The sequence below is a fragment of the Cylindrospermum stagnale PCC 7417 genome, assembly GCF_000317535.1.
Taxonomy (GTDB): domain Bacteria; phylum Cyanobacteriota; class Cyanobacteriia; order Cyanobacteriales; family Nostocaceae; genus Cylindrospermum; species Cylindrospermum stagnale.
Genome location: NC_019757.1, coordinates 1,332,517 through 1,357,164, shown reverse-complemented (window position 1 = coordinate 1,357,164; position 24,648 = coordinate 1,332,517). Strand labels below are relative to the sequence as shown.

Annotated in this window: 28 protein-coding genes; 13 read left to right on the top strand and 15 right to left on the bottom strand. The window is 41.9% G+C overall.

Annotation, left to right across the window (positions count from 1 at the left end; translation table 11 throughout):
- Window positions 1–19: 19 nt before the first annotated feature.
- Both CYLST_RS05625 and CYLST_RS05620 read left to right on the top strand, forming a co-directional pair.
- Window positions 20–757 carry a hypothetical protein gene (locus CYLST_RS05625; RefSeq protein WP_015206743.1) on the top strand — a complete coding sequence of 246 codons (738 nt, stop codon included), beginning with the start codon at window positions 20–22 and terminating at the stop codon, window positions 755–757.
- Window position 758: 1 nt separating this feature from the next.
- The gene (locus tag CYLST_RS05620; RefSeq protein ID WP_015206742.1) at window positions 759–1,235 is read left to right on the top strand and encodes a PIN domain-containing protein; all 477 of its coding nucleotides are present in this window, start codon (window positions 759–761) and stop codon (window positions 1,233–1,235) included.
- Window positions 1,236–1,289: 54 nt separating this feature from the next.
- Here the strand turns inward: CYLST_RS05620 and CYLST_RS05615 are convergent, their stop codons facing one another.
- The 6 genes from CYLST_RS05615 to CYLST_RS05590 all read right to left on the bottom strand — a co-directional run bounded on the left by CYLST_RS05615 (window position 1,290) and on the right by CYLST_RS05590 (window position 6,051).
- Window positions 1,290–2,207 (bottom strand): LAPAL motif-containing putative phage structural protein, encoded by a 918-nt coding sequence (locus CYLST_RS05615; RefSeq protein ID WP_015206741.1) that lies wholly within the window; start codon window positions 2,205–2,207, stop codon window positions 1,290–1,292.
- A 202-nt stretch (window positions 2,208–2,409) separates the two neighbouring features.
- Window positions 2,410–2,721, bottom strand: coding sequence for a hypothetical protein (locus CYLST_RS05610; protein WP_015206740.1), 312 nt, complete (start codon window positions 2,719–2,721; stop codon window positions 2,410–2,412).
- Between the two features lie 247 nt (window positions 2,722–2,968).
- Window positions 2,969–3,406 (bottom strand): riboflavin biosynthesis intermediates N-glycosidase, encoded by a 438-nt coding sequence (locus tag CYLST_RS05605; RefSeq protein ID WP_041232974.1) that lies wholly within the window; start codon window positions 3,404–3,406, stop codon window positions 2,969–2,971.
- 186 nt (window positions 3,407–3,592) lie between these two features.
- Entirely contained in the window at window positions 3,593–3,919 is a 327-nt protein-coding gene (locus CYLST_RS05600; RefSeq protein ID WP_015206738.1) for a DUF6464 family protein, read from the bottom strand.
- Window positions 3,920–4,175: 256 nt separating this feature from the next.
- Window positions 4,176–4,628, bottom strand: coding sequence for a hypothetical protein (locus CYLST_RS05595; protein WP_157162533.1), 453 nt, complete (start codon window positions 4,626–4,628; stop codon window positions 4,176–4,178).
- A 73-nt stretch (window positions 4,629–4,701) separates the two neighbouring features.
- Complete coding sequence (locus CYLST_RS05590; RefSeq protein ID WP_015206736.1) at window positions 4,702–6,051, bottom strand: trans-splicing intein-formed DNA polymerase III subunit alpha C-terminal partner DnaE-C; 1,350 nt, start codon at window positions 6,049–6,051, stop codon at window positions 4,702–4,704.
- Between the two features lie 123 nt (window positions 6,052–6,174).
- On the opposite strand from CYLST_RS05590, the gene gatA reads away from it, so the two are divergent.
- Window positions 6,175–7,635 carry an Asp-tRNA(Asn)/Glu-tRNA(Gln) amidotransferase subunit GatA gene (gene gatA, locus CYLST_RS05585; protein ID WP_015206735.1) on the top strand — a complete coding sequence of 487 codons (1,461 nt, stop codon included), beginning with the start codon at window positions 6,175–6,177 and terminating at the stop codon, window positions 7,633–7,635.
- Between the two features lie 23 nt (window positions 7,636–7,658).
- Here gatA and CYLST_RS05580 read toward each other — a convergent pair whose 3' ends face one another.
- A complete protein-coding gene (locus tag CYLST_RS05580; protein WP_015206734.1) occupies window positions 7,659–8,420 on the bottom strand; it encodes a helix-turn-helix domain-containing protein in 762 nt (253 codons plus the stop codon).
- 1,104 nt (window positions 8,421–9,524) lie between these two features.
- Between CYLST_RS05580 and CYLST_RS05575 the strand changes: the two genes are divergently transcribed.
- Both CYLST_RS05575 and CYLST_RS05570 read left to right on the top strand, forming a co-directional pair.
- On the top strand, window positions 9,525–10,610 hold the full coding sequence (locus tag CYLST_RS05575; RefSeq protein WP_015206733.1) for a helix-turn-helix domain-containing protein: 1,086 nt from the start codon (window positions 9,525–9,527) through the stop codon (window positions 10,608–10,610).
- A gap of 82 nt (window positions 10,611–10,692) precedes the next feature.
- A complete protein-coding gene (locus CYLST_RS05570; protein ID WP_015206732.1) occupies window positions 10,693–11,466 on the top strand; it encodes a glucosamine-6-phosphate deaminase in 774 nt (257 codons plus the stop codon).
- Here the strand turns inward: CYLST_RS05570 and CYLST_RS36510 are convergent.
- Window positions 11,463–11,771: a hypothetical protein gene (locus CYLST_RS36510; protein WP_342663868.1), complete on the bottom strand. Its 309-nt coding sequence runs from the start codon at window positions 11,769–11,771 to the stop codon at window positions 11,463–11,465. The genes CYLST_RS05570 and CYLST_RS36510 overlap by 4 nt on opposite strands.
- Before the next feature lie 640 nt (window positions 11,772–12,411).
- On the opposite strand from CYLST_RS36510, the gene CYLST_RS05560 reads away from it, so the two are divergent.
- The gene (locus CYLST_RS05560; RefSeq protein ID WP_041232973.1) at window positions 12,412–12,630 is read left to right on the top strand and encodes a hypothetical protein; all 219 of its coding nucleotides are present in this window, start codon (window positions 12,412–12,414) and stop codon (window positions 12,628–12,630) included.
- Between the two features lie 48 nt (window positions 12,631–12,678).
- Here CYLST_RS05560 and CYLST_RS05555 read toward each other — a convergent pair whose 3' ends face one another.
- Window positions 12,679–13,332: a class I SAM-dependent methyltransferase gene (locus CYLST_RS05555; RefSeq protein ID WP_015206730.1), complete on the bottom strand. Its 654-nt coding sequence runs from the start codon at window positions 13,330–13,332 to the stop codon at window positions 12,679–12,681.
- Window positions 13,333–13,536: 204 nt separating this feature from the next.
- Between CYLST_RS05555 and CYLST_RS05550 the strand changes: the two genes are divergently transcribed.
- The 3 genes from CYLST_RS05550 (at window position 13,537) to CYLST_RS05540 (ending at window position 16,414) form a co-directional block, all read left to right on the top strand.
- Entirely contained in the window at window positions 13,537–14,547 is a 1,011-nt protein-coding gene (locus CYLST_RS05550) for a tetratricopeptide repeat protein (protein WP_015206729.1), read from the top strand.
- An 857-nt stretch (window positions 14,548–15,404) separates the two neighbouring features.
- Window positions 15,405–16,082 (top strand): uracil-DNA glycosylase, encoded by a 678-nt coding sequence (locus CYLST_RS05545; protein WP_041232972.1) that lies wholly within the window; start codon window positions 15,405–15,407, stop codon window positions 16,080–16,082.
- Between the two features lie 71 nt (window positions 16,083–16,153).
- Entirely contained in the window at window positions 16,154–16,414 is a 261-nt protein-coding gene (locus CYLST_RS05540; RefSeq protein WP_015206727.1) for a hypothetical protein, read from the top strand.
- Between the two features lie 340 nt (window positions 16,415–16,754).
- Here the strand turns inward: CYLST_RS05540 and CYLST_RS05535 are convergent, their stop codons facing one another.
- The 3 genes from CYLST_RS05535 to tyrS all read right to left on the bottom strand — a co-directional run bounded on the left by CYLST_RS05535 (window position 16,755) and on the right by tyrS (window position 19,615).
- Complete coding sequence (locus CYLST_RS05535; protein WP_015206726.1) at window positions 16,755–17,396, bottom strand: hypothetical protein; 642 nt, start codon at window positions 17,394–17,396, stop codon at window positions 16,755–16,757.
- On the bottom strand, window positions 17,393–18,112 hold the full coding sequence (pyrF, locus tag CYLST_RS05530) for an orotidine-5'-phosphate decarboxylase (protein WP_015206725.1): 720 nt from the start codon (window positions 18,110–18,112) through the stop codon (window positions 17,393–17,395). Before pyrF ends, CYLST_RS05535 begins: the two co-directional genes overlap by 4 nt.
- Window positions 18,113–18,355: 243 nt before the next feature.
- Complete coding sequence (gene tyrS / locus CYLST_RS05525; RefSeq protein WP_015206724.1) at window positions 18,356–19,615, bottom strand: tyrosine--tRNA ligase; 1,260 nt, start codon at window positions 19,613–19,615, stop codon at window positions 18,356–18,358.
- Between the two features lie 115 nt (window positions 19,616–19,730).
- On the opposite strand from tyrS, the gene CYLST_RS05520 reads away from it, so the two are divergent.
- Complete coding sequence (locus CYLST_RS05520) at window positions 19,731–21,653, top strand: transglycosylase domain-containing protein (protein ID WP_015206723.1); 1,923 nt, start codon at window positions 19,731–19,733, stop codon at window positions 21,651–21,653.
- Between the two features lie 178 nt (window positions 21,654–21,831).
- On the opposite strand, the gene CYLST_RS05515 is transcribed toward CYLST_RS05520, so the two are convergent.
- The 3 genes from CYLST_RS05515 to CYLST_RS34195 all read right to left on the bottom strand — a co-directional run bounded on the left by CYLST_RS05515 (window position 21,832) and on the right by CYLST_RS34195 (window position 22,707).
- Window positions 21,832–22,155 (bottom strand): DUF1825 family protein, encoded by a 324-nt coding sequence (locus tag CYLST_RS05515; RefSeq protein ID WP_015206722.1) that lies wholly within the window; start codon window positions 22,153–22,155, stop codon window positions 21,832–21,834.
- Window positions 22,156–22,293: 138 nt separating this feature from the next.
- The gene (locus CYLST_RS35085; protein ID WP_172642148.1) at window positions 22,294–22,452 is read right to left on the bottom strand and encodes a hypothetical protein; all 159 of its coding nucleotides are present in this window, start codon (window positions 22,450–22,452) and stop codon (window positions 22,294–22,296) included.
- Window positions 22,453–22,566: 114 nt separating this feature from the next.
- The gene (locus tag CYLST_RS34195) at window positions 22,567–22,707 is read right to left on the bottom strand and encodes a hypothetical protein (RefSeq protein ID WP_157162532.1); all 141 of its coding nucleotides are present in this window, start codon (window positions 22,705–22,707) and stop codon (window positions 22,567–22,569) included.
- Window positions 22,708–23,150: 443 nt separating this feature from the next.
- Here CYLST_RS34195 and CYLST_RS35470 point away from each other — a divergent pair, with 443 nt between their 5' ends.
- The 3 genes from CYLST_RS35470 to CYLST_RS05505 all read left to right on the top strand — a co-directional run bounded on the left by CYLST_RS35470 (window position 23,151) and on the right by CYLST_RS05505 (window position 24,619).
- Entirely contained in the window at window positions 23,151–23,366 is a 216-nt protein-coding gene (locus tag CYLST_RS35470) for a hypothetical protein (protein ID WP_015206721.1), read from the top strand.
- Window positions 23,367–23,696: 330 nt separating this feature from the next.
- The gene (locus tag CYLST_RS05510) at window positions 23,697–24,071 is read left to right on the top strand and encodes an NINE protein (RefSeq protein WP_015206720.1); all 375 of its coding nucleotides are present in this window, start codon (window positions 23,697–23,699) and stop codon (window positions 24,069–24,071) included.
- A 14-nt stretch (window positions 24,072–24,085) separates the two neighbouring features.
- Window positions 24,086–24,619: a ComEA family DNA-binding protein gene (locus CYLST_RS05505; protein WP_015206719.1), complete on the top strand. Its 534-nt coding sequence runs from the start codon at window positions 24,086–24,088 to the stop codon at window positions 24,617–24,619.
- Window positions 24,620–24,648 lie beyond the last annotated feature (29 nt).

Genomic DNA, 24,648 nt, shown 5'->3' with positions numbered 1-24,648 from the left:
TGTAGGGGAGGCGCAGTAAATGCTTAACGGAATTCATCAAGATCTTCAAACCAAACAAATTCGCTTGGCTACCGATGATGTTACTAGCATACAGCGAATTTTTGACAGCTATCATAGCTCTAACTCATTAGAAGATGAGGTATCAGAGTTTTTTAGAGAAGTAGCAGCCCTCAAGGGTCAAAGTGTTGATGACACGTTACAAGAAATGATTGCCGGAACCAGAAAATACATTGAAGCAGTTAATACACCCATTGAATTAAAAAATGATCTACCAGTTGATATAAATACTTTCGCTGAGAAGTTGCAAAAACTCTCGGAAGGTATAGAATTTTGCTGGGATATTTTTTCAGAAGAAAGCAAACAATCTTTTATTAATTTAGCAAAGGATTTTTGTTTATCTTATGAAAAATTTCAAGGATGGAAAAGCTTATTAATTAGAGCCAAGTTATTTTTACCATCTATTCAACAAAAACAAAACTTGTATAGAAAATACAAAGATGCTTTTTTGTTAATACCAAAAGCTGTCAAGAGAGCAGTAGATATCAGGCAAGGAAAATCTACATCTCAATTACAGCAAACGGCACAATCTATATTAAAACGTGCCAAAAATATAGAGTTACCAAAGTTACTACCAATACCATCAAAATATTTAGGACGTAGCCCAGAGGAGCAAATAGAAAAAAATAAACCTGCTAGAGCTTGGGCTAAGTCCAGACTTGAAGAAATAGAAAATAAACGCAACGGAAAGAATTTATAACGTGATTGTTATTTTAGACTCTGGAGTACTTGACTTACTCGCTAGTCCTATTCAGGATGCATCTCAACTACAAGATGATGAAATATCTCAATGTACAAAATGGTTTGACACCCTACTTGCAAAAGGGGTTTTAGTAGTTACTTCAGAAATTTCTGATTATGAAGTGAGAAGAGAATTTATTCGTATAAAAAGCGAGGGACTACCAAAACTTGATAGTTTAAGAGAGAGGATATACTTTCTACCAGTGACTACAGATGTACTTAAAAAAGCTGCTGAACTTTGGGCTGATACACGCCAAAATCACATCAAAACAGCAGATGATAAAAACATTGATGCTGATATGATTATTACAGCGCAGTGGAGTCTTCTCAGTGAGGAATTTCCCGGCCGTGGTGTTTTTATCGCTACCAAGAATTTAAGGCATTTAAAAATATTTGCTAAAGAGAATGCTAAAGAATGGAAGAATATTAAAATATAATTTATATACATCGATATTGAGTACCGTTACATTAGTTTAAACTAAATTCAACCATTATTTATTATTATCCAAATCTTTTTCGGGAAATATTGAAAGTTGGTTTTTAGGAGGTTCAGGTATAACTTCAATTACTTTTTCAATAGTATAATTAATAGATATTAACTCACCTTGAGAATCATATTTTGATACAGTTTTGACTTTAGCTTTGACAGCATCACCCGGATAAATAGCAACTTCCCTTTGTTTAAATCGGTTTAACCAGTCCAAATCACTAATTTTTGCTTCAACTTTTCTTCTGTTATCTTTAAATTCCCATTTAGATTCACCAAGATAATCTGGTTTCTTAACTTTTAAAATCATTTCTGATTCAGATTCTATTGTTTTTTCAACTAATAGATTATCTCTAGCTTCTTGAGAAATACTAAAATCTTGATTAATCAAAAAATTTGATTTTGGAGTTAAGTAATATAGTTTATCCGCTGCCTGAAGTTCAGATAAAGGTAATTGCAACTTATCTATACTGTACAATAAATCTTTATCACTTGGAGGTGTATAAATATAAAGCTCATTCGTGTTGGCATTTTTTGCTAAAGCTATGAATGTATTTTGTAAATCTAAAATTTCTTCTTTATTTTGGATTGTTTTTCTTGCTTTTATAAAATCTACGAAGATATGAGACTTTACTTGAACTAAATAATCAATAATACGTTTTAAATCTAAATGTTTTGAATTTTTATCCGGGGAATAATTCAAGACATTTTTGAGCCAAACAGTAATCGAACCTTGCTGTATATCGCTTAATAACAAAGCTGGTTCGATATCTAAATCAAGGGATTTAATTAAAATTTTATCTGTTACTTGACAAAAATCTATAAGTCCGGAAAAAGCCCGAAAAATTCTGCCAGGATCTTCTGTATCTTGTGCAAAGTCTATCCGAAAGCCAAAATCTGCTGTATTCGCGGGAGTAACCAAGGGTTTTAATACATAGTTTTAAGTAAACCCATATACTATAAACCAGGTTATGGCTTTTTTGACTAATATCAAATATTCAAGTGTAAATTTTGGAGAAAGTAAGCACAGTTTGTGTTTAGCCGGTAGGCAATTTGCCCAAATTAACTGCCTAAATTACCGGAGCATTAGAAATTTTGCAGGCTGATTTTTCTACCTACCTCAGCTAGATAATTGCTCTATTTATGGGGATTTTGGTTTGCCAAACTTGTTCAAATTCCGCTTTGGAAATTTCAAATTCTTGGATATCCCCATCACCTAATCTTTGATCGCATAGCCTGCCAAAATTATCCGCGTGGTGGCTGCCATCGTAAGATAATACGTTGCCGTTTTCGTAAACTTCTAATTGTCTGTTGGCATATAAATCAATACCAATTTCCATAAAGTAGGTACTTGTACCCCAAGCATCGTAGTCACCTCCAAAGGCTTCATCCCAGAACCATTTGTAATATTTCTTTACTTTTCGTAATAGAGACATAATATCCTTACTCCTAATTAGAAATTGCGACACTAAAACTAATCTACGAGAGTATGCCTTTCAAAGTAGATTTTAGACAAATACTCTTGCAGGATCAGGTGCTACCAAAAGTTGGAATTTACGAAGATTAGTTTTAGTCCTTGAGATTGCCTGCGCCTGAATACTTATTTTAGGCGTCAGATAGGGCAAGCTTTCACAAGTACACTATTATTTTACAGTAAAATTGCTAACTTTTGTGTTGTATGTATTAGCTATGTCGTAGTATTTCTCGAACTTCCATTAAAATAATTCCCAACATATTTTTGCCACTACCATCAGAACCACAACCCCAATAGAAATCGATAGGCGAGTTTTCGACGATTGCTTGATTGCCTGTGTCAAGTAGAATTTCTTTGATATCTGCATGGGTTGTAAATTTGCGGAGAACCGCTGACCGCATGATGTTATCTTTGACTTGCTCCCAATCTTGACGCAGGGGACGAGTTCTTTCTCGCCCCATTTTTGCAGCATCCTTCGGGGTTTTGACTAGGCGAATTTGTTCTGCATGGGTTGTACCAACAAATTTTTGGGCTTGAAAATAATGTTCGCTGGTATGCCAATACAACCCATCTAACTCAAAACCGTGGGGCGAAAAGTTAGAAAAACAGCCATATTGTTCACGAGTGCTGTAAAAATAAATTGTCATTGATTTTATCACCCTAAAAACTCTGCCCAGATCAATAATAAACCACCAAATTTGCCAAACCCTTTTACCCAAATATCTCCGAAGAAATATAGTAAAAATCGCTTTTACTCGTGAATATCAAGTTTTTAGGACTGATCTATTGAATTTGCCAGCTAGATACCTGCTAATCTTTGAATTAGGTATTTTTTAAGCTGGCTGTTCGCTGCTTGCTAATTCCCTAGGTTCATAGTGACGGCAATCGTGACACGGGCCGCTGGGATTGACAGCACAACGTACATAACCAGACCGGGCGTTAAATTTGCAGCTGATGTCACCAACCAAGTAGCCTACCCCTTCTAAATAGTAGCGATCGCCTTCAACCGATCTAATATTTTGCCGTAACCGCCTCCCAGAAACGTTTATAGATACTTGCTGCAACCTTCTACGTTCTCGCATATGGGTTTGACGGAGCACCCACAGCGAAATCAGGGACGGTAATAAACCAATGGTAATCACCAAAAGTGTTTTGAACACCTTGTCTTTACCTCTTTTGTGCGCTGATTGATCAGCCCTGATTATGCACTCTAGTTTTCACAGAAGCGCAACTTTTAGGGCAGTGGCAGTTTGGCATCAGGTAATTCTGTAATAGTCATACTTGCTGCCACTTCAATCAGCATAACTGTTACAGCCTAGAAGGTGGGCTGTGATTGAATTTTCCTAATTTTAAGATTTGTTGATCAGTGAAGAGAGAAGTAAGTGCCTTGTGATTGTGCTGCTGTGCTGTCAATCTTTATTTTTTAGTTTGCTGACGGAGTTGCTGTGCTAGCAGCGCTGCTTCTTTTTCTGCCCGAAATAAATCAACTTTTCGCGTCGTCAGGATAAATGACTTGTCTGGCTTTTGTTTCACCCAAGGAACGCTAACTGTAAAATAGTGACAAATCTTTTTGTATGTCTTCTCCAGAGGAAGTGAGTAACGTCTTTGACTATTGAAAGTGCTGGCCATTGCTCTCAACTCCAATATTGCCGCTTCTAACTCCCTAGCTATTTGGTTGATGCGTTGCGCCTGCGCTGCTAAACGTTCCCACTCACAGATGATTTTTTCTTCTTGGGGTTGTAGTGGTGTAATCGCGATCTTTACAGTTGTCCGATGCGATCGCGCGGTTTTGTGCGCTGTAGGTAATCGCACCGAGCGCAAAACTGGAAACGAGATAGGTGAGTTGTAGCTGTCTTGGTTTTTTTTCATGCTTCCTCTAGCAAGGCTACCCGACTTGTAAGGCATTTTAGCACCAAGATAGTACATAAATACTATAAATAATTTATCCACCAATTAATCGTTTTACATGAGCCGGAAATCTAGCATTTTGTAGAGCCTGAGCAGCTGTGCTGGAATCTTGTACCCAAAATTGCCTGCCAAAACGTACAAGATAACGATCCTCTCCGGCTTGTACAACGCCAATCACTGGGATTTTGGCTTTTTCTTTGTCCCCCGACTGTTCTTGCAAAATAGTTCTCAGGCGATGATTTTCTTGATCGTCAGATGCTTGTTGAGGATTTAGTTCTACCATCACCATTTTGACTGTTTCTACTTGTTCGGCATCTTCAACAATAAATTGAGTTTGGTCATCTCGTCGGTCTACTTTGCCCCAAATAATCAATCTGGCATCAACTTCAAGTAGAGAACTAATGCGTTCATAGGTTTTGGGAAAGACGACTGCTTCTGATTGTGTAGTTAAATCTTCTATTTGCAAAATCGCCATCGGGTCGCCTTTTTTGGTGACTACTTTTTTAACATTATTCAGCATGACAACCGCGCACAGCATGGTGTCATTCTTTTGTGCGCCAAGTTGCGACAAGTTAATCGGAGTCAGAACCGAGGATGATTGCTGGATCGATTTTAGAGGATGGTCAGATACATAAAAACCCAATAGTTCTTTTTCTAACCGCAACTTTTCTTGTGGGGGAAAATCCTTAACATCTGGAGCTTTGGGAGCAGACTCAAAGGCGTTATTAGCTTTTTTACTATTAGTGGCAGCAAATCCACCCAATAAATCAAAGAGATTTCCTTGACCACTGGCTCTATCTTTAGCGCGGGATTGTGCCCAATCATAGACTAATTCTAAGTCGTGAATTAATTGGTTGCGGTTGGGTTGAATTCTGTCAAAGGCGCCACAATGAATCAGTGACTCTACAGTCCGGCGGTTGAGGGCGCGTAAATCGATGCGATCGCAAAAATCGCCGAGGTCTTTAAACTCCCCTTTCTCCTCTCTCGCTTCTAAAATACAGGCGATCGCATTTTGACCCACGTTCCGAACTGCTGAAAATCCAAACACAATCTTACCTGCGGCTGGCGTAAAGTCCAGACCAGAGCGATTAATATCTGGCGGATCTATCGGAATCCCCATACTCACGCAGTTGTCAAGATATTTTCTTACCTTGTCAGTGTCGCCACTGTTAGCCGTCAACAGCGCCGCCATATATTCTAATGGGTAATTAGCTTTTAAATATGCAGTTTGATAAGTTACATATCCATAAGCCGTGGAATGGGATTTATTGAAGCAATTAGCAGCTATCAAACCATTTTTAGCGACAAAATTATGGTCGCGCTCCACCCCAATGTCATAGACATTTTCTCTGCCTACATAACTACGCATGATGATTTTAACCATTTTTTTTAACTCCCAAAATAAAATCTGTGAAAAATAAAATACTATTTAGGCGGGCTAAAGCAACTGGGCAGAAATTGCCAAAATGTACTAAAATCAATGACTTGAGTCACAAAGAGAGCAATCATGGCATCCATCCGCGAGTTGCACGAACAGCTTATTAAAAAAGAACGTTCTGCCGTTGAAATTACCCAAGAAGCTTTAGACCGTATTCAAGCATTAGAGCCGAAATTGCACAGTTTCTTAAGTGTGACGGCACAACAGGCGTTAGACCAGGCTCGTGCTGTGGATGCCAAAATCGCTGCTGGAGAAGAGATTGGCATTCTAGCAGGGATTCCCATTGGCATCAAAGACAATATGTGTACCAAGGGTATTCGCACCACTTGCGGCTCACGGATTTTAGAAAATTTTATCCCGCCTTATGAGTCCACAGTAACCCAAAAACTAGCTCTTGCTGGGGCAGTAATGGTGGGCAAAACCAATTTAGATGAGTTTGCTATGGGCAGTTCCACAGAAAACTCTGCCTACCAAGTCACCGCTAATCCTTGGGATTTATCACGGGTTCCGGGTGGTTCTTCTGGGGGTTCAGCAGCGGCTGTGGCGGCAGATGAATGTGTTGTCTCCCTCGGTTCTGATACTGGTGGTTCGATTCGCCAACCTGCATCTTTTTGCGGTGTGGTAGGGATGAAACCGACTTATGGATTGGTTTCTCGTTACGGTTTAGTAGCTTACGCTTCATCTTTAGACCAAATTGGGCCATTTGCACGCACAGTCGAAGATGCGACGATCTTATTAAATGCGATCGCAGGTCACGACCCCAAAGACTCGACTAGCTTGAAAGTTCAAGTTCCCGACTACTCTGCCAGCTTAAGACCAGACCTCAAAGCCAGAAAAAAACTCAGAATCGGTGTAATTAAAGAAACTTTTGGTGAAGGGTTAGACTCTGAAGTAGAAAAAGCTGTTACCGCAGCCATCGACCAACTACAAAGTTTGGGAGCAGAAATTCATATAGTTTCCTGTCCCCGGTTCCGCTATGGCGTCCCAAGCTACTATATCATCGCCCCATCAGAAGCATCAGCCAACCTAGCTCGTTACGATGGCGTCAAGTACGGCTTGCGATCGCCTGATGCTGACAATCTGCTGTCAATGTACAATCGTACCCGTGCTGCTGGTTTTGGTGCAGAAGTCAAGCGCCGGATTATGATTGGCACCTATGCTCTTTCTGCTGGCTATTACGACGCCTACTATCTGAAAGCGCAAAAGGTTCGCACCCTGATTAAAGAAGATTTTGAAAAAGCTTTTGAACTCGTTGATATTTTAGTTTGTCCGACTTCTCCCACCACAGCATTCCAAGCAGGGGAAAAAACTACTGATCCCTTGAGTATGTATTTAACCGACTTGATGACTATTCCCGTGAATCTTGCTGGTTTACCGGGTTTAAGCCTACCCTGTGGTTTTGATCACAAAGGGCTACCAATAGGATTGCAACTAATTGGCAAAGTGCTGCGAGAAGACCAACTGTTTCAAGTAGCTTATGCTTACGAGCAATCTACTACTTGGCATCTGCATAAACCCAACATCGCCTAAAAACTCATCCCGATCCTCAATGACTAACGACTAATGATTTCTGGAGTGTATGTAACTACCTTAACCTCACCCTCGCCCCCTAAAGGTTTTAGTTGTTGCTGATTGACAGAAACCAATACAGCACCGGCATTACCAGAGCTTACGGTCAAATGTCTTTTTGCTGTCCAGCTTTTGCGTTCTCCCTTGGTTAAGATTCCCTCAAATTCAGTCTTGCCATCAGCTTTTACTTGCAACTGTGATCTGCCTTGAAGTTCTAAGGTAACTTTAACTGTTGAAATGTCCGTACTACTGGGGGATGGTACGGCTAATGAATTTAACGGTGATAGTAATATTTTTTGTTTGCCCTGTGGTAGCGGGTTTTGTCTCTGAACTAGTAGAAATTCGGCTGTCAGTTTTGGATTAAGTCTATAAAAGAGTCCGGCTGAGGCAGCTACTAATAATAGAATGTAGACGATAATGAGTGGTATCTGGATATTGAGTTTATGGTCTAAACTATAACTATGATTATTGCAGTCTATAGGGATAAAATTAATCACCAAGCTATTTGCCAACGCATTGCCATCAAGTCCTAACGCATCTGCGTAACGGCGGATAAAACCTTGAATATACACAGGTTCAGGTAATTCTACAAATCGCCATTCTTCTAAAGCTTGCAAAAACACTAGTCGAATAAGTGTTTGAGCAGCTATGTCTTCTATACTAAGAGATTTTGCTTGTCTTACTTGTCGTAAATGTGTGCTTATTTCCTTTAGCTGCTTTTCCTGAGCCTCATTTAAGAGCGTCACTTTCTTCTCCTGATGTAGATGAATGTGTAGTATTTAATTAGTTAGATAAGTACAAAGACTTACAGAGATTTATTCTTTGACCTAAATTGATGAAAAACTTTCTTGATAATAGTTTAATCCTAGTTTGAAAATGCTAAAGCTGCCATAATCAGTAACCAGTATTGTATACACTCTAAAATAGAGACGCTGTACGGAAGAACATATATACTATTTATGAAGTAGGGTTTGTTGTAGCGATCTGCACTCCGGCAGCAGGGCTGAGTGTAAAGCACACGCTGTTCGCGCGCCGGAGGCGATCGCCTACTGCCTGTTTAGGGACTTCCAATTAAAAAAATGTCCAATCGGTAGGGACACAGCATTGCTCATTGGTGTCAACTTAACGTTAAAACCTGGTAACGGCGGTATAACAACATTTACCCAATTACCAATTAATCCAGAAGAACCCCACCCCGGTTTTGCTGGCGCAAAACCTCCCCGAACCTGCAACAAAAGTTTTTCCTTTCCCCTCTCCTCTTAGGAGAGGGCTAGGGAGAAGTGGGGAGGGGATTGAGGGGAGAGGTCAAACGGCTGTGGGACAACGGTTAAAGCTTAAGTTGACACTCATGAGCAATGCTGTGTCCCTACAAGTCTATGATTACTGGATAATTTAATTTTTGGTATTCCCTTATTATTCAGCAACTAAGGTTGATCTTCAGGTTTTAAGTTTAAAATGGACTGTCACTTGATACATCAGGACTTCAGAAAGTGTACTAATTATGTGCTTAGTGTTTATATATGCTTAAGTAATGCCAGCAGATAAATCAGACTCAAAGGATGTTTCTCAAGTCCAATTTGGTATAGTTTGTCGTTCTGCCTAGAGTAAAGCGGAACCGGTCGCTGGCGCTTCGTCGAGCATCGTGCCACATCTTCTAGAATCTGGGGTTTGAGTTGTCAGTCAGAGATGCTTGACTACGCCGTGCTAGGTATGTCTACGGCACGCTAGGCGAACAGCATGACTTTTTAAAACATGCTTTTAATAATCCGGATATTGTAGCCAACATTAGAAGAAATAATACAGGTAGAACCACTCTGTGCTCAAGCTCTCAGCTCGGAGAGATTTCAATCATGACTATGACACCTGTATACTTGTTAAATTTTCCGGGAAATCCGACTATTCAAATATCTCAAGATGAATTGCGATCGCTACTGGGTGAAATAGAAGTAGAACTACACCGTAGTCAAGTTTATCGCCAAGCGTTAGCTATTTTGCAAAAGCTGCTCGGCTCTTCCGATGAAAAAGCCAAAATTTTGTTTAAAGCTGTAGGCAGAGAAGCGATTGGTTTAGCATTTCAGAAATTCGCGCGACAGCATCAAACAGTTGCAGATATTAACCCACAGCTAGATGTAGATGCTGCTGTTACCCCAAAAGTAGAACAAGAACAATCTAGCGACGCATCACAGTACTTAACAAGTATTGAATCACACCCCGAAGCAGGGAATTTAAATCCTAGCGAAGGCAATTTGCCATTAGAGTCTAAACTCCAGGTAGCAAATACAGCCGTATATCCAGCAAGTAGCCGAGAAGACAAAGCCTTAAAGAGAACAAAAACGAGCAGGTTACCTTGGAATAAAAAAACGGACACAATTGAACAAGCCAACCAGCGTTTAGCCCGTCTGCATCAAATCGGTAAACAACTAAAACTTGCACGTGAAGCTCAAAATCTTTCACTGGCCCAACTTTATGTTTATACTCATATATCTCTCCATCACATGGAAGCAGTGGAGAATGGTAATTTAGATTTATTGCCAGAAGATGTCTTGATTCGTGGTTTTATCCGCGTTATGGGAAATGCCTTGGGAGTAAATGGCACAATTTTAGCAGCTTCTTTACCTGCAACCAATTCGGTGAAATCAGTTTTGCCTTCATGGCATCAGTCCAAAAAAACTTCTGGAGTATTGGCACTGGAGATTCACCCAATACATTTGTATCTGGGCTATACAGCCCTTGTTGCTGGTGCAGTGGGAGGATTGTCTTTGATATCTCAGCAAGCAAACAGCGAAGGAGCACTAAAATCAGATGTGGTTATTCCTGCTGCTTTATCCCCTGAACAGTCACCCCAAAAGACTGAAGCAACTATTAAACCGGGGATTAAGTCTAATAGTACTGGTATCAGTGCCGGAGGAGATATTGCCCCACCAGAGACACTTTAAAAAGTAAAAGATATTTTTCAGTCTTTGATTTTGGCAATGGGCTTCAAGTTACTTTTGGATAGTTAACTTTCTGTGTAAGTAAATGTTAACCGCGACAAAATTTTTTCGTGTCGATGATCTGATGGTGCAGATTTACAACAATGATGCCCATATGGCGCAGGATGTTGCCAGAATCGCACAGAATTATTTACAGAACCTGATCAAGCAACAAGATACAGTCGCTGTATTATTAGCCACAGGCAATTCTCAACTCAAATTCCTCGATGCTTTGATCACCTTGGGTGGTGTGGACTGGTCACGGATCACCTTGTTTCATCTAGATGAATATTTGGGTATTACTGCTGACCATCCTGCCAGTTTCCGGCGTTATCTGCGGGAGCATGTAGAGCAGCGGGTGTCAATGAAACAGTTTCACTATCTTGTTGGTGATGCATTGCAACCTGTGGCAGAATGCGATCGCTACGCCAAACTCCTGCAAGCTCAACCAATTGACTTGTGCTGTCTCGGTGTTGGTGAAAATGGACATTTGGCTTTTAACGATCCAGCAGTGGCAGATTTTCAAGACCCAGACAGTGTGAAACTGGTAAAACTGGATATGGTGAACCGTCAGCAACAAGTCAACACAGGGCATTTTTCTAATCTAGAATCTGTGCCAAAATATGCTTTTACTGTGACTATTCCCATGATTTGTGCCGCCAAAAAAATTATTTGCCTAGCGCCAGAAACACGTAAAGCCAAGGTTGTAAACCAAATATTGTCTGGAGATATTACTACAGAGTGTCCGGCTTCTATTCTGCGTCGACAACCCCAAGCAACCTTATTTTTGGATGTGAATTCTGCTAGTTTGCTAGCTTAACTTTTTGAGACATGAGCATTACTATCTTTGCCAACCTGTACACCAACATCTACGGGTATATTTGGCAATTTTGAATTTTGCCGAAAGTTGGCGGTGTCGGTTTGGGTTCCGCCCAACTTTCTCAGACGAATTTTGCCGAAAGTAGACGGTGTTGCTTTGGGTCTGTCCCAAGTTTCTAAGACGAATTTTGAATTACTTAGTCTAGGCTTTTGGAGCTTGATATTAGATAAACAAGCCTCAAGATGGGGGCAATCTTCACATTTGAGACTTTTACCAGGATTAGCACACCCACAGGGAGGATTCACGAAACATTCAGCAGGATCTTTGGGTAGCCAGGACTTCTTAAAGATCAAATATACTGTTGCTTCTTGTAAGCAAAAAATCAAATCTCGGATCATAATAATCCAAATCTATACTGACAAAACAAAAAATTCTGAGTGTGGAGCACCATACCACCACTATATTCTCAAATACTGGCGACATGATAACTTCGTACCTAGAGCATATATAAATCTAGACTTAAGGAATATTTTTATTGGATTAATACCCGATTGCTATTGAGGACTTCCGTGCAAATGTGAATTTGTCTTTTGTCACCTATAAATTGGTTGTCCCGTTTATCCGGGGAAAGCTATCTTCTTCCCGCCAAACAGCGTTGGTGTATTTACTGCCAATAATCGTAAATTTAGACATGCTCCGACAAGAAGTTGGGGAATGCCACCGGTCGGCGAAGAAAGGGGACACTGAAAACACTATTAATTTCTTGGAGGATCTCCGCTGACAACGTCCAGGAGCAAAACTTTTAATAATTTGGGATGGTACTTTGGCGACATCCTTGATTTGGGAATGGGGAGGACTACACGGATGGAGCATGATGCCCAGCGATGGTGCGTATGTTGCCGAGGCTGACTGGAATTAGCCAGCCTCCACTATGCCTTTGGCGCGGTGGGTTGGGCAACAGCACCCGTTCCCGCAATGGCGCAAAGCGCCCGCACTAAGAGCGATGGCGCGGAGCGCCCGCCGGAGGCGATGGGCTACGCCCCGCTGGAAGCGATCGCATTTTCCCGGTGGCAGTTTCCCCAGTTACCCCTCTCCGCAATTCTGGTAACTGCCTTGAAAATAGCCTACACTGAGAATAGCGTAGAAATACGGCAATTAAATTAGTGAATGTAGGGCGGTAGGCATTCTGGGAGGGTAGCAGTCAATAGAAATTCAACTTTGTTCCGCAGTCCAATGGCGATCGCTTGATTGATAAACTTTCACTCTTGGTAAACCCACTTCAGAAATCAACTGATTCACCTCATCTAGTGTGAGAGCGGCATGGAGAGAATCGCGAAATAATTTTGTTTGATGCTGGTTATATTCAACACCAATACTATCAACCAAGGCATTTATGGTTTCCTCATCAGCGGGACGAAATAAATCTCGAATGAAGATACTGCCATTAGGTTTAGTGACGCGTTTTAACTCGCTAAAAAATAGTAATGGTTCGGGTAAATGGTGGATCAGGCTATTTGAGATTACTAGATCAAACTGTTCATCATGATAAGGCAAATGTTTAGCATCCACCAATTCCCAACGAATTTGCTGTGGCGAACTAGTCTGCTGCCAGTGTTGTGCGGCAATTTTTAGCATATTTTCAGCTAAGTCAATGGCGATGAATCGCCATTGCGGACGCATTTGACTCATTAAGACCGGAATTCGTCCAGTACCAGTACCAGCATCTAACACCAAAGCTTCTTCTGTTGGCACAAGAGCGATGGCTTGTTTTGCAAAGGTGGTATTTACCTCGGTAAAATCCATGGCGTCATACTCAATCGCTTCTTCCAGGCTATCCATAACTTCTGGTTCCAGGCGTCTTTGCATATTCAATCTCCTGATTAATCTGATGATGAATCAACACTAACAAAAGGCTAATCACTAGCTAATGAGTGAGATATATATTCTGGTTTTGGGAAGACTAAATCTATTCCTAAATTGAAAAATAATCGGTTGATATCGAAAGACGGCTGGAATAATGGCTCAAAAGATACAGTTCCCTTTTAACTACTTAGAACACACCTGAAACCAGTGAAGCGCAACACAATTACCCATGAATTCGGCTCAGATCCAGAAGCAGAAATGCCACCATCACAGGAAAGTGATCACCAATTATCAGTAGCAACCACACTAATGCAGCAAGGCATTCAACAGCAACAAGCTGGTGAATTAACTACGGCGACGAAGTCGTTACAACAATCCCTGCAATTATTTTGCGCAGCTGGGGATTTACAAAGACAAGCCCAAGTTTTGGCTTTTTTAGCACTGACAGCTTACACCATCGGAGACTATAAAAGTACTATTTCCTACTCCCAGCAGTGTCTATCCTTGAAAAATGATCAATCAGACTTGCTAGTGGAGATGCAGGTGCTTTCGCATTTAGGTAATGCTTACCGTCATCTGAATGAATACGACAAAGCGATTGAGTTTCTAGAAAAGTGCTTGAAACTGACTCAGCAGATGCGAGACAAGCGAAGTCAAGTAGCAGCACTGAATAATCTGGGATTAGTGTATAAAGCCTCAGGCAAATTTACACAGGCGATCGAATATCAGCAGCAAAGCCTAGAAATCGTACAGGAACTCAAAGACAACTGGGGAGAAGAACAAGTACTGAAAAATCTCGGTAATGCTTGGTACGCTTTGGACGATTACCCAAAAGCAATCGCCTATTATGAACAGTGTGTCAAACTAGCACGCACCCTCAACAATACTCGCAGTGCTACTCAGGTACTGAAAAATCTAGGTCATGCTTGCTATACCTTGGGTGATTATGCCAAAGCCATTACATATTATGAAGAGCGGTTGCAATTAGCCAGACAAATTCAAGACAAGCGTAGTCAGGAACAGTCTCTAGGCAGTTTAGGAGTTGCTTGTGAAGCTTTAGGTGATTATAACAAAGCGATTAAATATTATGAAGAACGCTTGCTGTTAGCTAGGGAGATGAAAGATCGCCGCAGTGAAGAACAATCCCTTGCTAGCCTCAAGGGCGCTTGTTACGCCTTGGGTGATTATGCCAAAGCCATACAATACGAGCAAGGGTGATCTACGAATATTTAGCGGCGCCAAGCATCCAGGCAAAGGGGAAAAAATAATTCAAAGTTTAAATTTCCACAGCATCAAATATCCAAAACCCAAAATCCTCCCACTTCCCCCTTCCGCTGGGATTGCTAGAGACACAGGAGCATTCCTCATGTCTCCACTTGCGCCAATTTATTCAAGGGCGGCATTGCTTTGCTCATCACTCGAATTTAGTACAAATTAACTGTTAAATTGACACTCTCAGGTCTGAAGACACGCTCGATTCTTAGTTCATCGACGTACCTTAAAATCATCCATCCTTTCGGCAATACTTAAACCGGAAACCCGTTTATTGAACAAAGTTTCTAGCCTAATTTGGTTGACCCCAGTGGGCTTCATCTCCCTAAGCGTTAGAGAATCATTTCTCCAGTTCCCGTATGCCCTACGGTACTTTTTACAATCAATAAATAGTGTTGTTCACTGGTCTGAATGCGCGTTGGTATCCTAGCTTTGTTTATTGTGGTTTACTCGCTACCCACTATCCATTATTGTTTCCTAGCCAGTCGTTTTGGGGTTGGTTATCCATTTGTGCTAGCGGTTATTCTACCTGTGGTACAATCGTATTATACCACGCCCTGTACCAAAAATTAATTTTGAATGCGGTTAAAACCGTGGTCAGTGAGCTAGCTTGTCGAACTGCACGAGCGATGCATTGAGCCTGCCGAAATGTCGCTTATATCTCAGCACTCTTCGTGACTGAGCTTTACGCCTATCGGCTAATTTGTAAGAGTTATATAAATACCCAATATTCCGCAAAAGTCTATTCTAGAAAAACCGCCCACAATCAGGCCACTGATGCCCAAGTTAACATCCCAACTTTCATGAGCGAAACCCAACTCAGCCTCTTTGAGGATTCAACTTTTAATGAACGAGAGCTGATTCCCACAAACGCCAAAATTCCTATTCCTCCTGGAACTTATGCTAATGTCACCGAGTTAGCACAGCATTGCAATAACTGTCACCGTTGCGGCTTGGGAAACACTCGCACCCATGCTGTTGTCGGACGCGGTAATCTGCGATCGCTAATCATGATTATCGGCGAAGCTCCAGGACAAAGCGAAGATGAAACAGGTTTACCATTTGTGGGTAGATCAGGTCAATTGCTAGATAAAATCTTGGCATCCGTGAATCTAACTACAGAAAATGATATATATATAGCCAATATCAATAAATGCCGCCCTCCAGAAAACCGAGTTCCCACACCTGAGGAAATAGCGGCTTGCAAACCTTATTTATTAGAACAAATTCGCCTAATTGACCCAAAAATTATTTTATTAACAGGTGCGACTGCTGTTAAAGGTATCACCGGCGATAAGCGAGGAATTACGAAAATTCGTGGACAGTGGCTAGAGTGGGAAGGGCGTTTGTGTATGCCAATTTTCCACCCCTCCTACTTGTTGCGTAATCCTTCTAAAGAAAAGGGTTCACCAAAATGGTTAATGTGGCAGGATATACAGGCGGTACGAGCTAAGTTTGATGAAATCCGGAATAACGGCTGATGAAACTGAAGTTTATAGTGAGACTTCTTTTCACTGATTAATTTTGGATACATTACCAAAGCAGGAAAACTATGTCAGTTCTCATTGGCTTATTAGTCATAATCTTTTTGGTAAGTTTAGCCGTTTTGGGCTTGTCAGCAGCTTATTCTAGCAGTAGCAATTCATCTCCTAGAAGAAAAAATTATTACTCTAGCGACTCTTCAAGCAGCAGTGATACTTGGTTTGTTGGAGATGGTGGAAGTTATGATGGTGGTAGCAGCTATGATAGTGGTAGCAGCTGCGATAGCGGGGGTTCTGACGGTGGTGGCGGTTGCGATGGTGGTGGGGATTAAAATTTTTCTTAACCCACGGAGGTGGGCTTTGTTTGTGTAAAACCTAAACAATTTTACACTAGTGCGCTTTTTGCTTCAATTTCTGCAAAGCGGATACAGAACCACATCACACACAATCTTTTTCGTAGATAATCGCTTCGATTTTTCCACTGTTTAGATTTTTATGCCTATGGGCGAAAAGTTTTTATAAAAAGCCCTTGGATTTTAAATATATAGTATCACAAAAAAGTCAAGAGTCAACATCAATGGCTGAGAAGACGTAAACTCGTTAAATTATTGATAATATTTAGCAACAATCTTGAGAATAGCCCTGAATTATTGCAAAAAAATAGAAAAGTGACTATTTACCGAAAAGCGATAATTTTTTTGAATTATTTGAGCGCATACTTCCCGCTTGACAATCGCGTAACCAGAGTTTAACACCTTGAGCTACTGCACTGTTACTACTATCCCGTGGCGGTGATGGCGGTTGTGCTTGAGAATAAGAACCAGTTTGAGTATACATCATCACCAACGCCCAGCCATTTGTAGTTTTCGTTAAAAATAACCTGTGGAATTGCTGCAATTCTACCGCTTTCTTATTTATATACTGCCGCTCTAAGGTAGTAAAGAAAACTTGCTCTACGCCTTCAGATTGATACTCATTTGCGCTTTCACCACCAGGGTTTAAGGGTAAGGGCGTAAACTCAGGTCTTCCCGCAACTAGCATATAACTGAAAAGGTCAACACGTCTGCTCAAACGACGTGCGCGTTGAGTAGCACGGTTACTATAGTTGGGTAAATCCCGCAATAATTGCGTTATTAATGTTTCTAAATTTTGCTCTGAACAGGAGTTTTTGATCTTTTCATTTTCCCCCTTGCTCTGATATGGGGTGAGGTTCTGGGAGTATGCAGGATAATTAAGGCTATTGGATGTTAAAACCCAGCAGCTACAAGCTACAAACCACAAGCCATAATTTGTATTCCTGCTGCTTGCTTTCATGAGATGGCGCTTAACTCCTCAGAAATTCTCTGCCAAGCTAACTCAGGATCGGCGGCGGCGGTGATCGGACGACCGATTACTAGATAGTCTGCGCCTGCAAGTATGGCTTGTTTGGGAGTTAGCGATCGCTTTTGATCCATTTTATCTGCCCAAGTGGGACGCACTCCCGGACAAACTAGCACAAAGTCATCTTTGCAAGTTTCCCGCAATTGCGCTACTTCTTGAGGTGAACAAACTGCGCCATCTAACCCGCTTTCCTGGGCTAAAAGTGCCATCTCTAAAGCGTATTCTGGCAATTCTAGGGGGATTTTTAAATCAAATGCCAACTGTCTGGCAGAAATGCTCGTTAACAGGGTAATGGCGATTAGTTTGGGCGGTTTGACACCTGCTTGATTTGCACCAATTTGCACTGCTTCCGCTGCCGCTTTCAAAGCATCTGTACCACAAGTCGCGTGAATTGTCAATAAATCTACTCCATAACGGGATGCAGCCCGACAAGCACCAGCTACTGTGTTGGGGATGTCGTGAAATTTTAAATCTAGAAAAATCTGCTTTTGTCGGGATTTGAGGATTTCTAGAATTGTCGGGCCTGTGCTGGTAAACAGTTCTAAGCCGACTTTCCAGAAAGTAACTTGGGGAAATTGATCTAAAAGTGCGATCGCACTTTCTAAATCTGGTACATCTAAAGGAACAATAACTCGTTCGTTCGGATTCATTTTTTCAATTTTAAGTTTTGTAGATGCAGTGTACGGGGGCTGGATAAATTATACAGATCAAGGAATTAGGCGAAATATTGAAGAAGCGTAGACCGAAGGTCGTGCCGTAGGCTACCGCAAAGGGCGCGAAGGTCACAAAGGAAGAAGTAAGAAGGTATGAGAGAGTTATTGTGTAAGTCCTAAAATCTTATCTGTTTGGCTGGGGTGTCCCCAGCCCTACGGAAATATTGGATTTTGAATTTTTTAGGGTGTCAGTCGGACAAACTTGTTTTTACCAACTTGTAAGACTTTACCTTGTAGTTCGCTAGGATGTTGGTAGGTTGTATCTGCATCTGTAATTTTAACGCCATCTAAGCGCACCCCACCCTCTTGGATTTTCCGCTTACCTTCGCTGGTACTTTTGCACAATTTACTCAAACAAAGTACATAAGCCAACTTAGCCGGAAACTGTACCTCAGCTTCAGCTAATGAAAATTCGGGAAGTGTACCTTCTTCTCCACAAGATTCCGCCGCTTTTTGAGCCTCGTTAGCCGCTTCTTCCCCATGATATTGTCTGACAATTTCCCAAGCGAGATGTTTTTGGCGATCGCGTGGATTTTCCTTCAATTTATCTAAAGGCAAATCTGTCAATAGTTCAAAATACTGTGACAGTAAATTATCTGGCACACATTGCAACTTCTGATACTTTTGTGAAGGATGCTCCCCCAAACCCACATAATTGTTTAAAGATTTAGACATTTTTTGCACTCCATCCGTGCCAATCAAAATTGGCAACAGCAGACCAAACTGAGGTTTTAATCCAAAATGGCGTTGCAAATCTCGCCCCACAGCAATGTTAAACTTTTGGTCAGTCCCGCCTAACTCCACATCAGCCTCAACGGCGACAGAATCAAAACCCTGCATCAGCGGATAAAGGAACTCATGGAGGAAAATAGGATTCTCTTGTTTATAGCGTTCTGCAAAACCCTCCTTAGCTAGCATCTGTCCCACAGTCATCGTGGAAAGTAACTCCAAAATCTTCCCCAAATCCAACCGGGAAAGCCATTCGGAGTTATAGCGCACCTCTAACCGTCCAGGTGTGTCAAAATCTAAAATAGGGCGCACTTGGTCGAGATAAGTCCGGGCATTCAGGGCCACATCATCTTCTGTTAGCTGACGACGTACATCAGATTTACCCGTTGGATCACCAATGCGTGCCGTAAAATCACCGATAATCAAAACTGCCGTATGACCTGCATCTTGAAAAGCTCGCAGTTTTCTGACAGGTATGCTATGACCAAGATGAATATCTGCACCTGTAGGATCAATACCCAATTTGACTCTTAAAGGACGGTTCGTATTCGCCAACCGCTTTTCTAGACTTTCCGTTTCACTGTCAGCATCATGGGGTTGAGGAAAAATTTCTGCTATACCACGACGCAACCAAGAAAAATTTAGCGCCATACTCGGAAATTCGCTATAAACTACGTTTTCAGTACTATTCGTTAAGTTGGTTATGTTCACTGGCAAGTTGTCCGTTCTTTCATCTGCCAAACTAATATAATCATCAAAAAACTAACCGTCTGACTTCATTGGATTGAATTACAGTTATATTTACAAGTGAGGAAGTGGAATCGCCGTGTCGTCTAGGACTTTTGAAGACAAAGAGCCGCAACTTCGGGCTTCATCAGGTTTTGAGTTTTTGAAAGGGGTAGGTCAGATAACTGGCAGTACTCTTTTATCAATCACTATGTTGGCAAGTTCCATTGTAGCCGGAGGACTGGTTGGCCTAGCCATTAGTTTCCGCAATTTGCCAGATGTGAGACAACTACGTAACTTTTTTCCCTCAGAAACTTCATATATCTATGATGTTAAAGGCAAACTCTTAACGAGTATCCACGGGGAAGCTAACCGGGAAGTTGTACCTCTAGATAGAATTTCCCCAAATCTCAAACGAGCCGTATTAGCCAGCGAAGATGGTCATTTCTATGATCACCACGGGATTAACCCCACTGGCGTTGGGCGGGCTGTGGTAGTCAACTGGGTAGCAGGTGGTGTAAAAGAGGGTGGCTCTACCATCACCATGCAGTTGGTGAAAAATTTATTTTTGTCTCAAAAACGTGCCTTTACCCGGAAGATAGCAGAAGCGGTGCTAGCAATTCGGTTAGAGCAAATTCTCGGTAAAGACCAAATTTTGGAAATGTACCTCAACCAAGTTTATTGGGGTCATAACAATTATGGTGTGCAAACAGCAGCACGCAGCTACTTCAACAAGTCAGCGGAAACTTTAACCTTGGGTGAATCAGCCATGATGGCGGGTTTGATCCAAGCACCAGAAGAATTCAGCCCGTTTGCGAGCATGAAGCTGGCAAAACAGAAACAAAAAGAAGTGCTGAGACGGATGCTGGAGTTGAACTGGATCACCCAGTCAGAGTACGACAACGCCCTCAAGCAAGAAATCAAACTTGGTAGAATCAGGTCTTTTCAAGGTAGTGCCTTACCTTATGTTACCAATACCGTGGCTCAGGAGTTGGCGAAAAAATTTGGGCGCGAAGCACTGCTAAAAGGCGGGATGCGGGTGCAAACTACAGTTGATGCCAGATTCCAAGAAATGGCAGAGGAAACTGTCGGTAAGTGGCATGAAAGACTCCGAGGTAATGGGTTATCGAGGAATCAAATCGCTTTGGTGGCAATTGATCCGCGCACACATTTTGTCAAAGCCCTAGTGGGTGGCGTAGATCCTAAAGTCAGCGAGTTCAACCGGGCTACCCAAGCTCAACGTCAGCCTGGTTCTTCTTTTAAACCCTTTGTTTACTATACTGCTTTTGCTACTGGTAAGTTTGCTCCAGATACAACGGTGTTCGATTCCCCAGTTAGCTATCCAGATGGTAACGGTCGGTACTTTCCGAGAAACTATGACGGTAGCTTTAAAGGTGCAATGTCAATTCGCACTGCTCTAGCACAATCGCGCAACATTCCCGTGATTAAGCTTGGTAAGTCTGTGGGGATGAATAAAGTGATCGAAACCTGCCGGACTTTGGGCATTATGAGTCCGATGGAACCTGTATCTTCTTTGCCTCTAGGTGCTATTGGCGTTACCCCCTTGGAAATGGCTAGTGCTTATGCTACCTTTGCCAATTATGGCTGGCAGTCACCATCGACAGTGATTGTCCGTGTGACTGACAGTAGTGGCAATGTGTTGCTAGACAATACGCCTAAACCCCAGCTCGTTCTCGATCCTTGGGCATCAGCAGCAACTATCGATATTATGCGATCGGTAATGACTGAGGGTACTGGTAAGGGTGCCGCCATAGATCGCCCATCTGCTGGCAAGACAGGAACAACCTCCTCAGAAAAGGATATCTGGTTTGTCGGTACTGTGCCACAGTTAGCGACTGCTGTCTGGGTAGGAAGAGACGACAACAGGCAATTAGCTAGCGGTGCAACGGGTGGGGGAATGGTTGCTCCCATCTGGCGTGATTTTATGCAGAAGGCAATGAAGGGTGTAGCGGTGGAGAACTTCAAGTCTCCGAGCCAGTTTCCCCGCCCCAAATCCCAATAATTTCACATTGCAAATTCTAGATTTTGGATTTATTGCCAATCCAAAATCTAAAATCTCAAATCTCAAGTTGATTAGTACATCACGGCGGAAATAAAGCTACCATTCAAAATCTATCAAAAGCCTGCTTCATCAGCTTTTTAATGTTTAATTGTGAATTTTTAATGCCGAGAAAGCGTTACTAGGTCTGTTTTTCTAGCTCCGCCTTCATCCGTTGGAGGGTGACATTCATTTGCTCAAACATTTGTTGCGGTGTGACGCCAAACTGACCTAGCTGAGTTTTGAGCTGCTGTATAGTCATTTGCGCCATGAAATCTTCTGATAGCTCGAAGCGCTTCATAAAGACGCGATATCGATCCATCATGGCTTCCATTTGCTCAATAAACAGCTTTTTGCCCTCACGGTCAAATTTGCCGTAGTTGTTGCCAAGCTGAATCAGCGCTTGATAATCTTCAAACAGCTGTTTAGCTTCTTGCTGAACTATCTCCGAGTCAAAGAATCCCATGTTGCTTCTACTCAGTTGAGTGATGCCACTCAGTAGCTTGTAGTTTTATTTTAGTCTAGGAGACTAATCTAGGGAATAAACTTCGGTTTGAGTACGGTTTTTTACCGAAATCTCAACACTTGACTTATTTACCGTTTCTTAGATAAAAATGTGCTTAAATATTGCAGCGATACCCAAAGCTTTGGCGATTGATTGGGGTTTGGTGTTTTCACCTGGGATAATTTTCATTTTGGCGGTGTATCTCAACGCTAGTGGGTGCTGGGGATTGAGCTTATTAAGATGTGTTTGCCTCTTCATAAAATAACTCAGCTGGCTGTGCAGACATGGTCTTCAGTTTTTCTGCTACAGACTCTTGAAAAGACGAAGTTTTCCGCTGCTCTAATTCGCTGGCGTCTAATCGCAACACCGCTATCACGCTGAGGCGTTGTTTTGTCTGCTTCCGTTGCTCGTAATCGGTTGGTTGATCAAACAGGTAAATATCGCCTTGGCTAATTCTTGGTCTGGCTTGTGGGTTTTGCTATAGTTATCGGGATGCAGCAACTTTGGTGACATACTCCCACACCTCAGCAAGCTGTAGGTGTGGGCTTCTCAGTGACTCCCGGTATCCCGTCGGACATTAACTGAGCTTTGTTTATACTGCACGAGATGCCCCGACGCACAGTTGAACAAGTACAAAAATTGTTCTAGCCTTTGTACTGTCAGAGTTTTACCTACCCACAGAAGGCGACACAGAAGTGTCTGTTACTGGGTAGAACCCCATACTCTGAGTTGTCAAGGTACAGCTTAGAGATGACCAGCATTTATGCCTACGGCACGCTTCGCGAACGGCTTTGCCATCTACTATTATTGTAATGGAAATATCATTACAATGCCAATGGTAAAAGTAAATTTAAATGTCCGCGTAGAGCAATTGGAGATGGAAATATGAGAGCAATACGCAAAACAAACAGGAAGAACCAAAACAGATATTATTCGTGAATATATTAGGAATTTAAATGTTCATTCCTCGTCGCCCAACAACACTGATTAAGCTGCGCTTAATGAAAGCTCGTTGGGCAATTCGTCACTCACGCGTATTCATCTCATCACCTCCCTATCGGCTAGGTGAGCGGCTTCTACTGTTTAAGCTAAAACGTGATAGCGTTTGGAAATTTGCCGCTCATCAGCATTCACAGAAATTCCCAGCACGGCATAATCCTTTAAAACCTTAGAGTTATCATTAAAACTCAATGCAGCATTCTCTGCTGGTGACTCCAATCAGTTCACACCGTGATAACTATAGTTGGTAGATGCGATTTTTATCGAACAAGAGTGTTTCGTCTTGGCTTAGTCAGGTTATTTGGTTGATATCTCCTAGATTAATCACCAAAATTGCTGGAGTCCCTAGCAAGAATCTGAAGGCCATGGTGGGGTCGTTGGTTAGAATGGATGGTATGTTTGCCAATAAGTAGGAATTTGGCCATGCTGAATTTATCAACAAGCTTTGCTATTATGGCTGTCTGAATTGAGAAATTATGGTATTGGTAGATTAATTGGAAATTATGTTAACTAAGCGAAAAAGCCGAAGCGTTGCTGCTATTTTAGCTTTTTCTGGCACGCTGACAATTTCAGGATTACATAAATTTTATCTGGGACAGCCGCTGTGGGGAATATTGTATGTACTGCTTTCCTGGACGCCTATCCCCAAGGTAGCTAGTGCTATTGAGGGGGTTTGGTACTTGGCTCAAGATGAAGAAGCTTTTGATCGTCATTTTAATCTGGGTAAGTCGGCGGTAAAAATTTCTCAGCAAACAAGTAATCAAGTGGGAGCGATGGCTAATGCCTTGCGTGAGTTAGATGCTCTTCGTCAAGATGGTTTGATCACTGAGTATGAATTTGAGCAAAAGCGCCGCCAGTTGCTAGACCAGATTTCTTGACATCAGCGATAATCATGAATAACTGGCTACCTTTGAATCTCAAATTACAAAAACTCCGCGCCAAGCTGCTCAATGATCCCTACTATCGACTACAGTCTGGGGAAGAAATCCAGCTGGCGGTAAAACTGGGCATTCGTATTGATGCAAATCTTGCTACTGTAGATGATTGGCTGCGTCTACCTGGGTTGTCGATTCACCAAGCGCGATCGCTTGTAGAACTTTCACGGTCTGGTGTTAAATTTTATTGTATTGAAGATATCGCTGCGGCTTTGAGTATCCCCGCACAGCGACTGGCAGCCTTAAATGCCCTACTGAGTTTTAGTTATTATGATGACGATTCTCTAGATAAACCGGCGCTGTTAGTCAACCCAAATACAGCCACGGTGGAGAAATTGGCACAAGTTCCCTTTATTGATTTACCTCTAGCTCAAGCAGTGGTGGAAACCCGTCTGGCTGCTGGCCCTTACCGTAATTTGATTGATTTTCAACAACGCTTGGAATTATCAGGGGAAGCGATCGCGCAATTAATGTATTATCTCCGGTTTTAAAGTCGTTCTTGACAACAACGAAAGTGTTT

Excerpts from the sequence above, each read along its gene's own strand:
- CYLST_RS05575 (WP_015206733.1), top strand. The coding sequence starts at position 9,525 with ATGACTATGACACCTGTATACTTGTTAAATTTTCCGGGAAATCCGACT.
- CYLST_RS05505 (WP_015206719.1), top strand. The coding sequence starts at position 24,086 with ATGAATAACTGGCTACCTTTGAATCTCAAATTACAAAAACTCCGCGCC.
- pyrF (WP_015206725.1), bottom strand. The coding sequence starts at position 18,112 with ATGAATCCGAACGAACGAGTTATTGTTCCTTTAGATGTACCAGATTTA.
- CYLST_RS05625 (WP_015206743.1), top strand. The coding sequence starts at position 20 with ATGCTTAACGGAATTCATCAAGATCTTCAAACCAAACAAATTCGCTTG.
- CYLST_RS05570 (WP_015206732.1), top strand. The coding sequence starts at position 10,693 with ATGTTAACCGCGACAAAATTTTTTCGTGTCGATGATCTGATGGTGCAG.
- CYLST_RS05515 (WP_015206722.1), bottom strand. The coding sequence starts at position 22,155 with ATGGGATTCTTTGACTCGGAGATAGTTCAGCAAGAAGCTAAACAGCTG.
- CYLST_RS35470 (WP_015206721.1), top strand. The coding sequence starts at position 23,151 with ATGTTCATTCCTCGTCGCCCAACAACACTGATTAAGCTGCGCTTAATG.
- gatA (WP_015206735.1), top strand. The coding sequence starts at position 6,175 with ATGGCATCCATCCGCGAGTTGCACGAACAGCTTATTAAAAAAGAACGT.
- CYLST_RS05590 (WP_015206736.1), bottom strand. The coding sequence starts at position 6,051 with ATGGTTAAAATCATCATGCGTAGTTATGTAGGCAGAGAAAATGTCTAT.
- CYLST_RS05610 (WP_015206740.1), bottom strand. The coding sequence starts at position 2,721 with ATGTCTCTATTACGAAAAGTAAAGAAATATTACAAATGGTTCTGGGAT.
- CYLST_RS05510 (WP_015206720.1), top strand. The coding sequence starts at position 23,697 with ATGTTAACTAAGCGAAAAAGCCGAAGCGTTGCTGCTATTTTAGCTTTT.
- CYLST_RS05535 (WP_015206726.1), bottom strand. The coding sequence starts at position 17,396 with ATGAAAGCAAGCAGCAGGAATACAAATTATGGCTTGTGGTTTGTAGCT.
- CYLST_RS05595 (WP_157162533.1), bottom strand. The coding sequence starts at position 4,628 with ATGAAAAAAAACCAAGACAGCTACAACTCACCTATCTCGTTTCCAGTT.
- CYLST_RS05540 (WP_015206727.1), top strand. The coding sequence starts at position 16,154 with ATGTCAGTTCTCATTGGCTTATTAGTCATAATCTTTTTGGTAAGTTTA.
- CYLST_RS34195 (WP_157162532.1), bottom strand. The coding sequence starts at position 22,707 with ATGTCACCAAAGTTGCTGCATCCCGATAACTATAGCAAAACCCACAAG.
- CYLST_RS05605 (WP_041232974.1), bottom strand. The coding sequence starts at position 3,406 with ATGACAATTTATTTTTACAGCACTCGTGAACAATATGGCTGTTTTTCT.
- CYLST_RS05545 (WP_041232972.1), top strand. The coding sequence starts at position 15,405 with ATGAGCGAAACCCAACTCAGCCTCTTTGAGGATTCAACTTTTAATGAA.
- CYLST_RS05555 (WP_015206730.1), bottom strand. The coding sequence starts at position 13,332 with ATGCAAAGACGCCTGGAACCAGAAGTTATGGATAGCCTGGAAGAAGCG.
- CYLST_RS35085 (WP_172642148.1), bottom strand. The coding sequence starts at position 22,452 with ATGAAGAGGCAAACACATCTTAATAAGCTCAATCCCCAGCACCCACTA.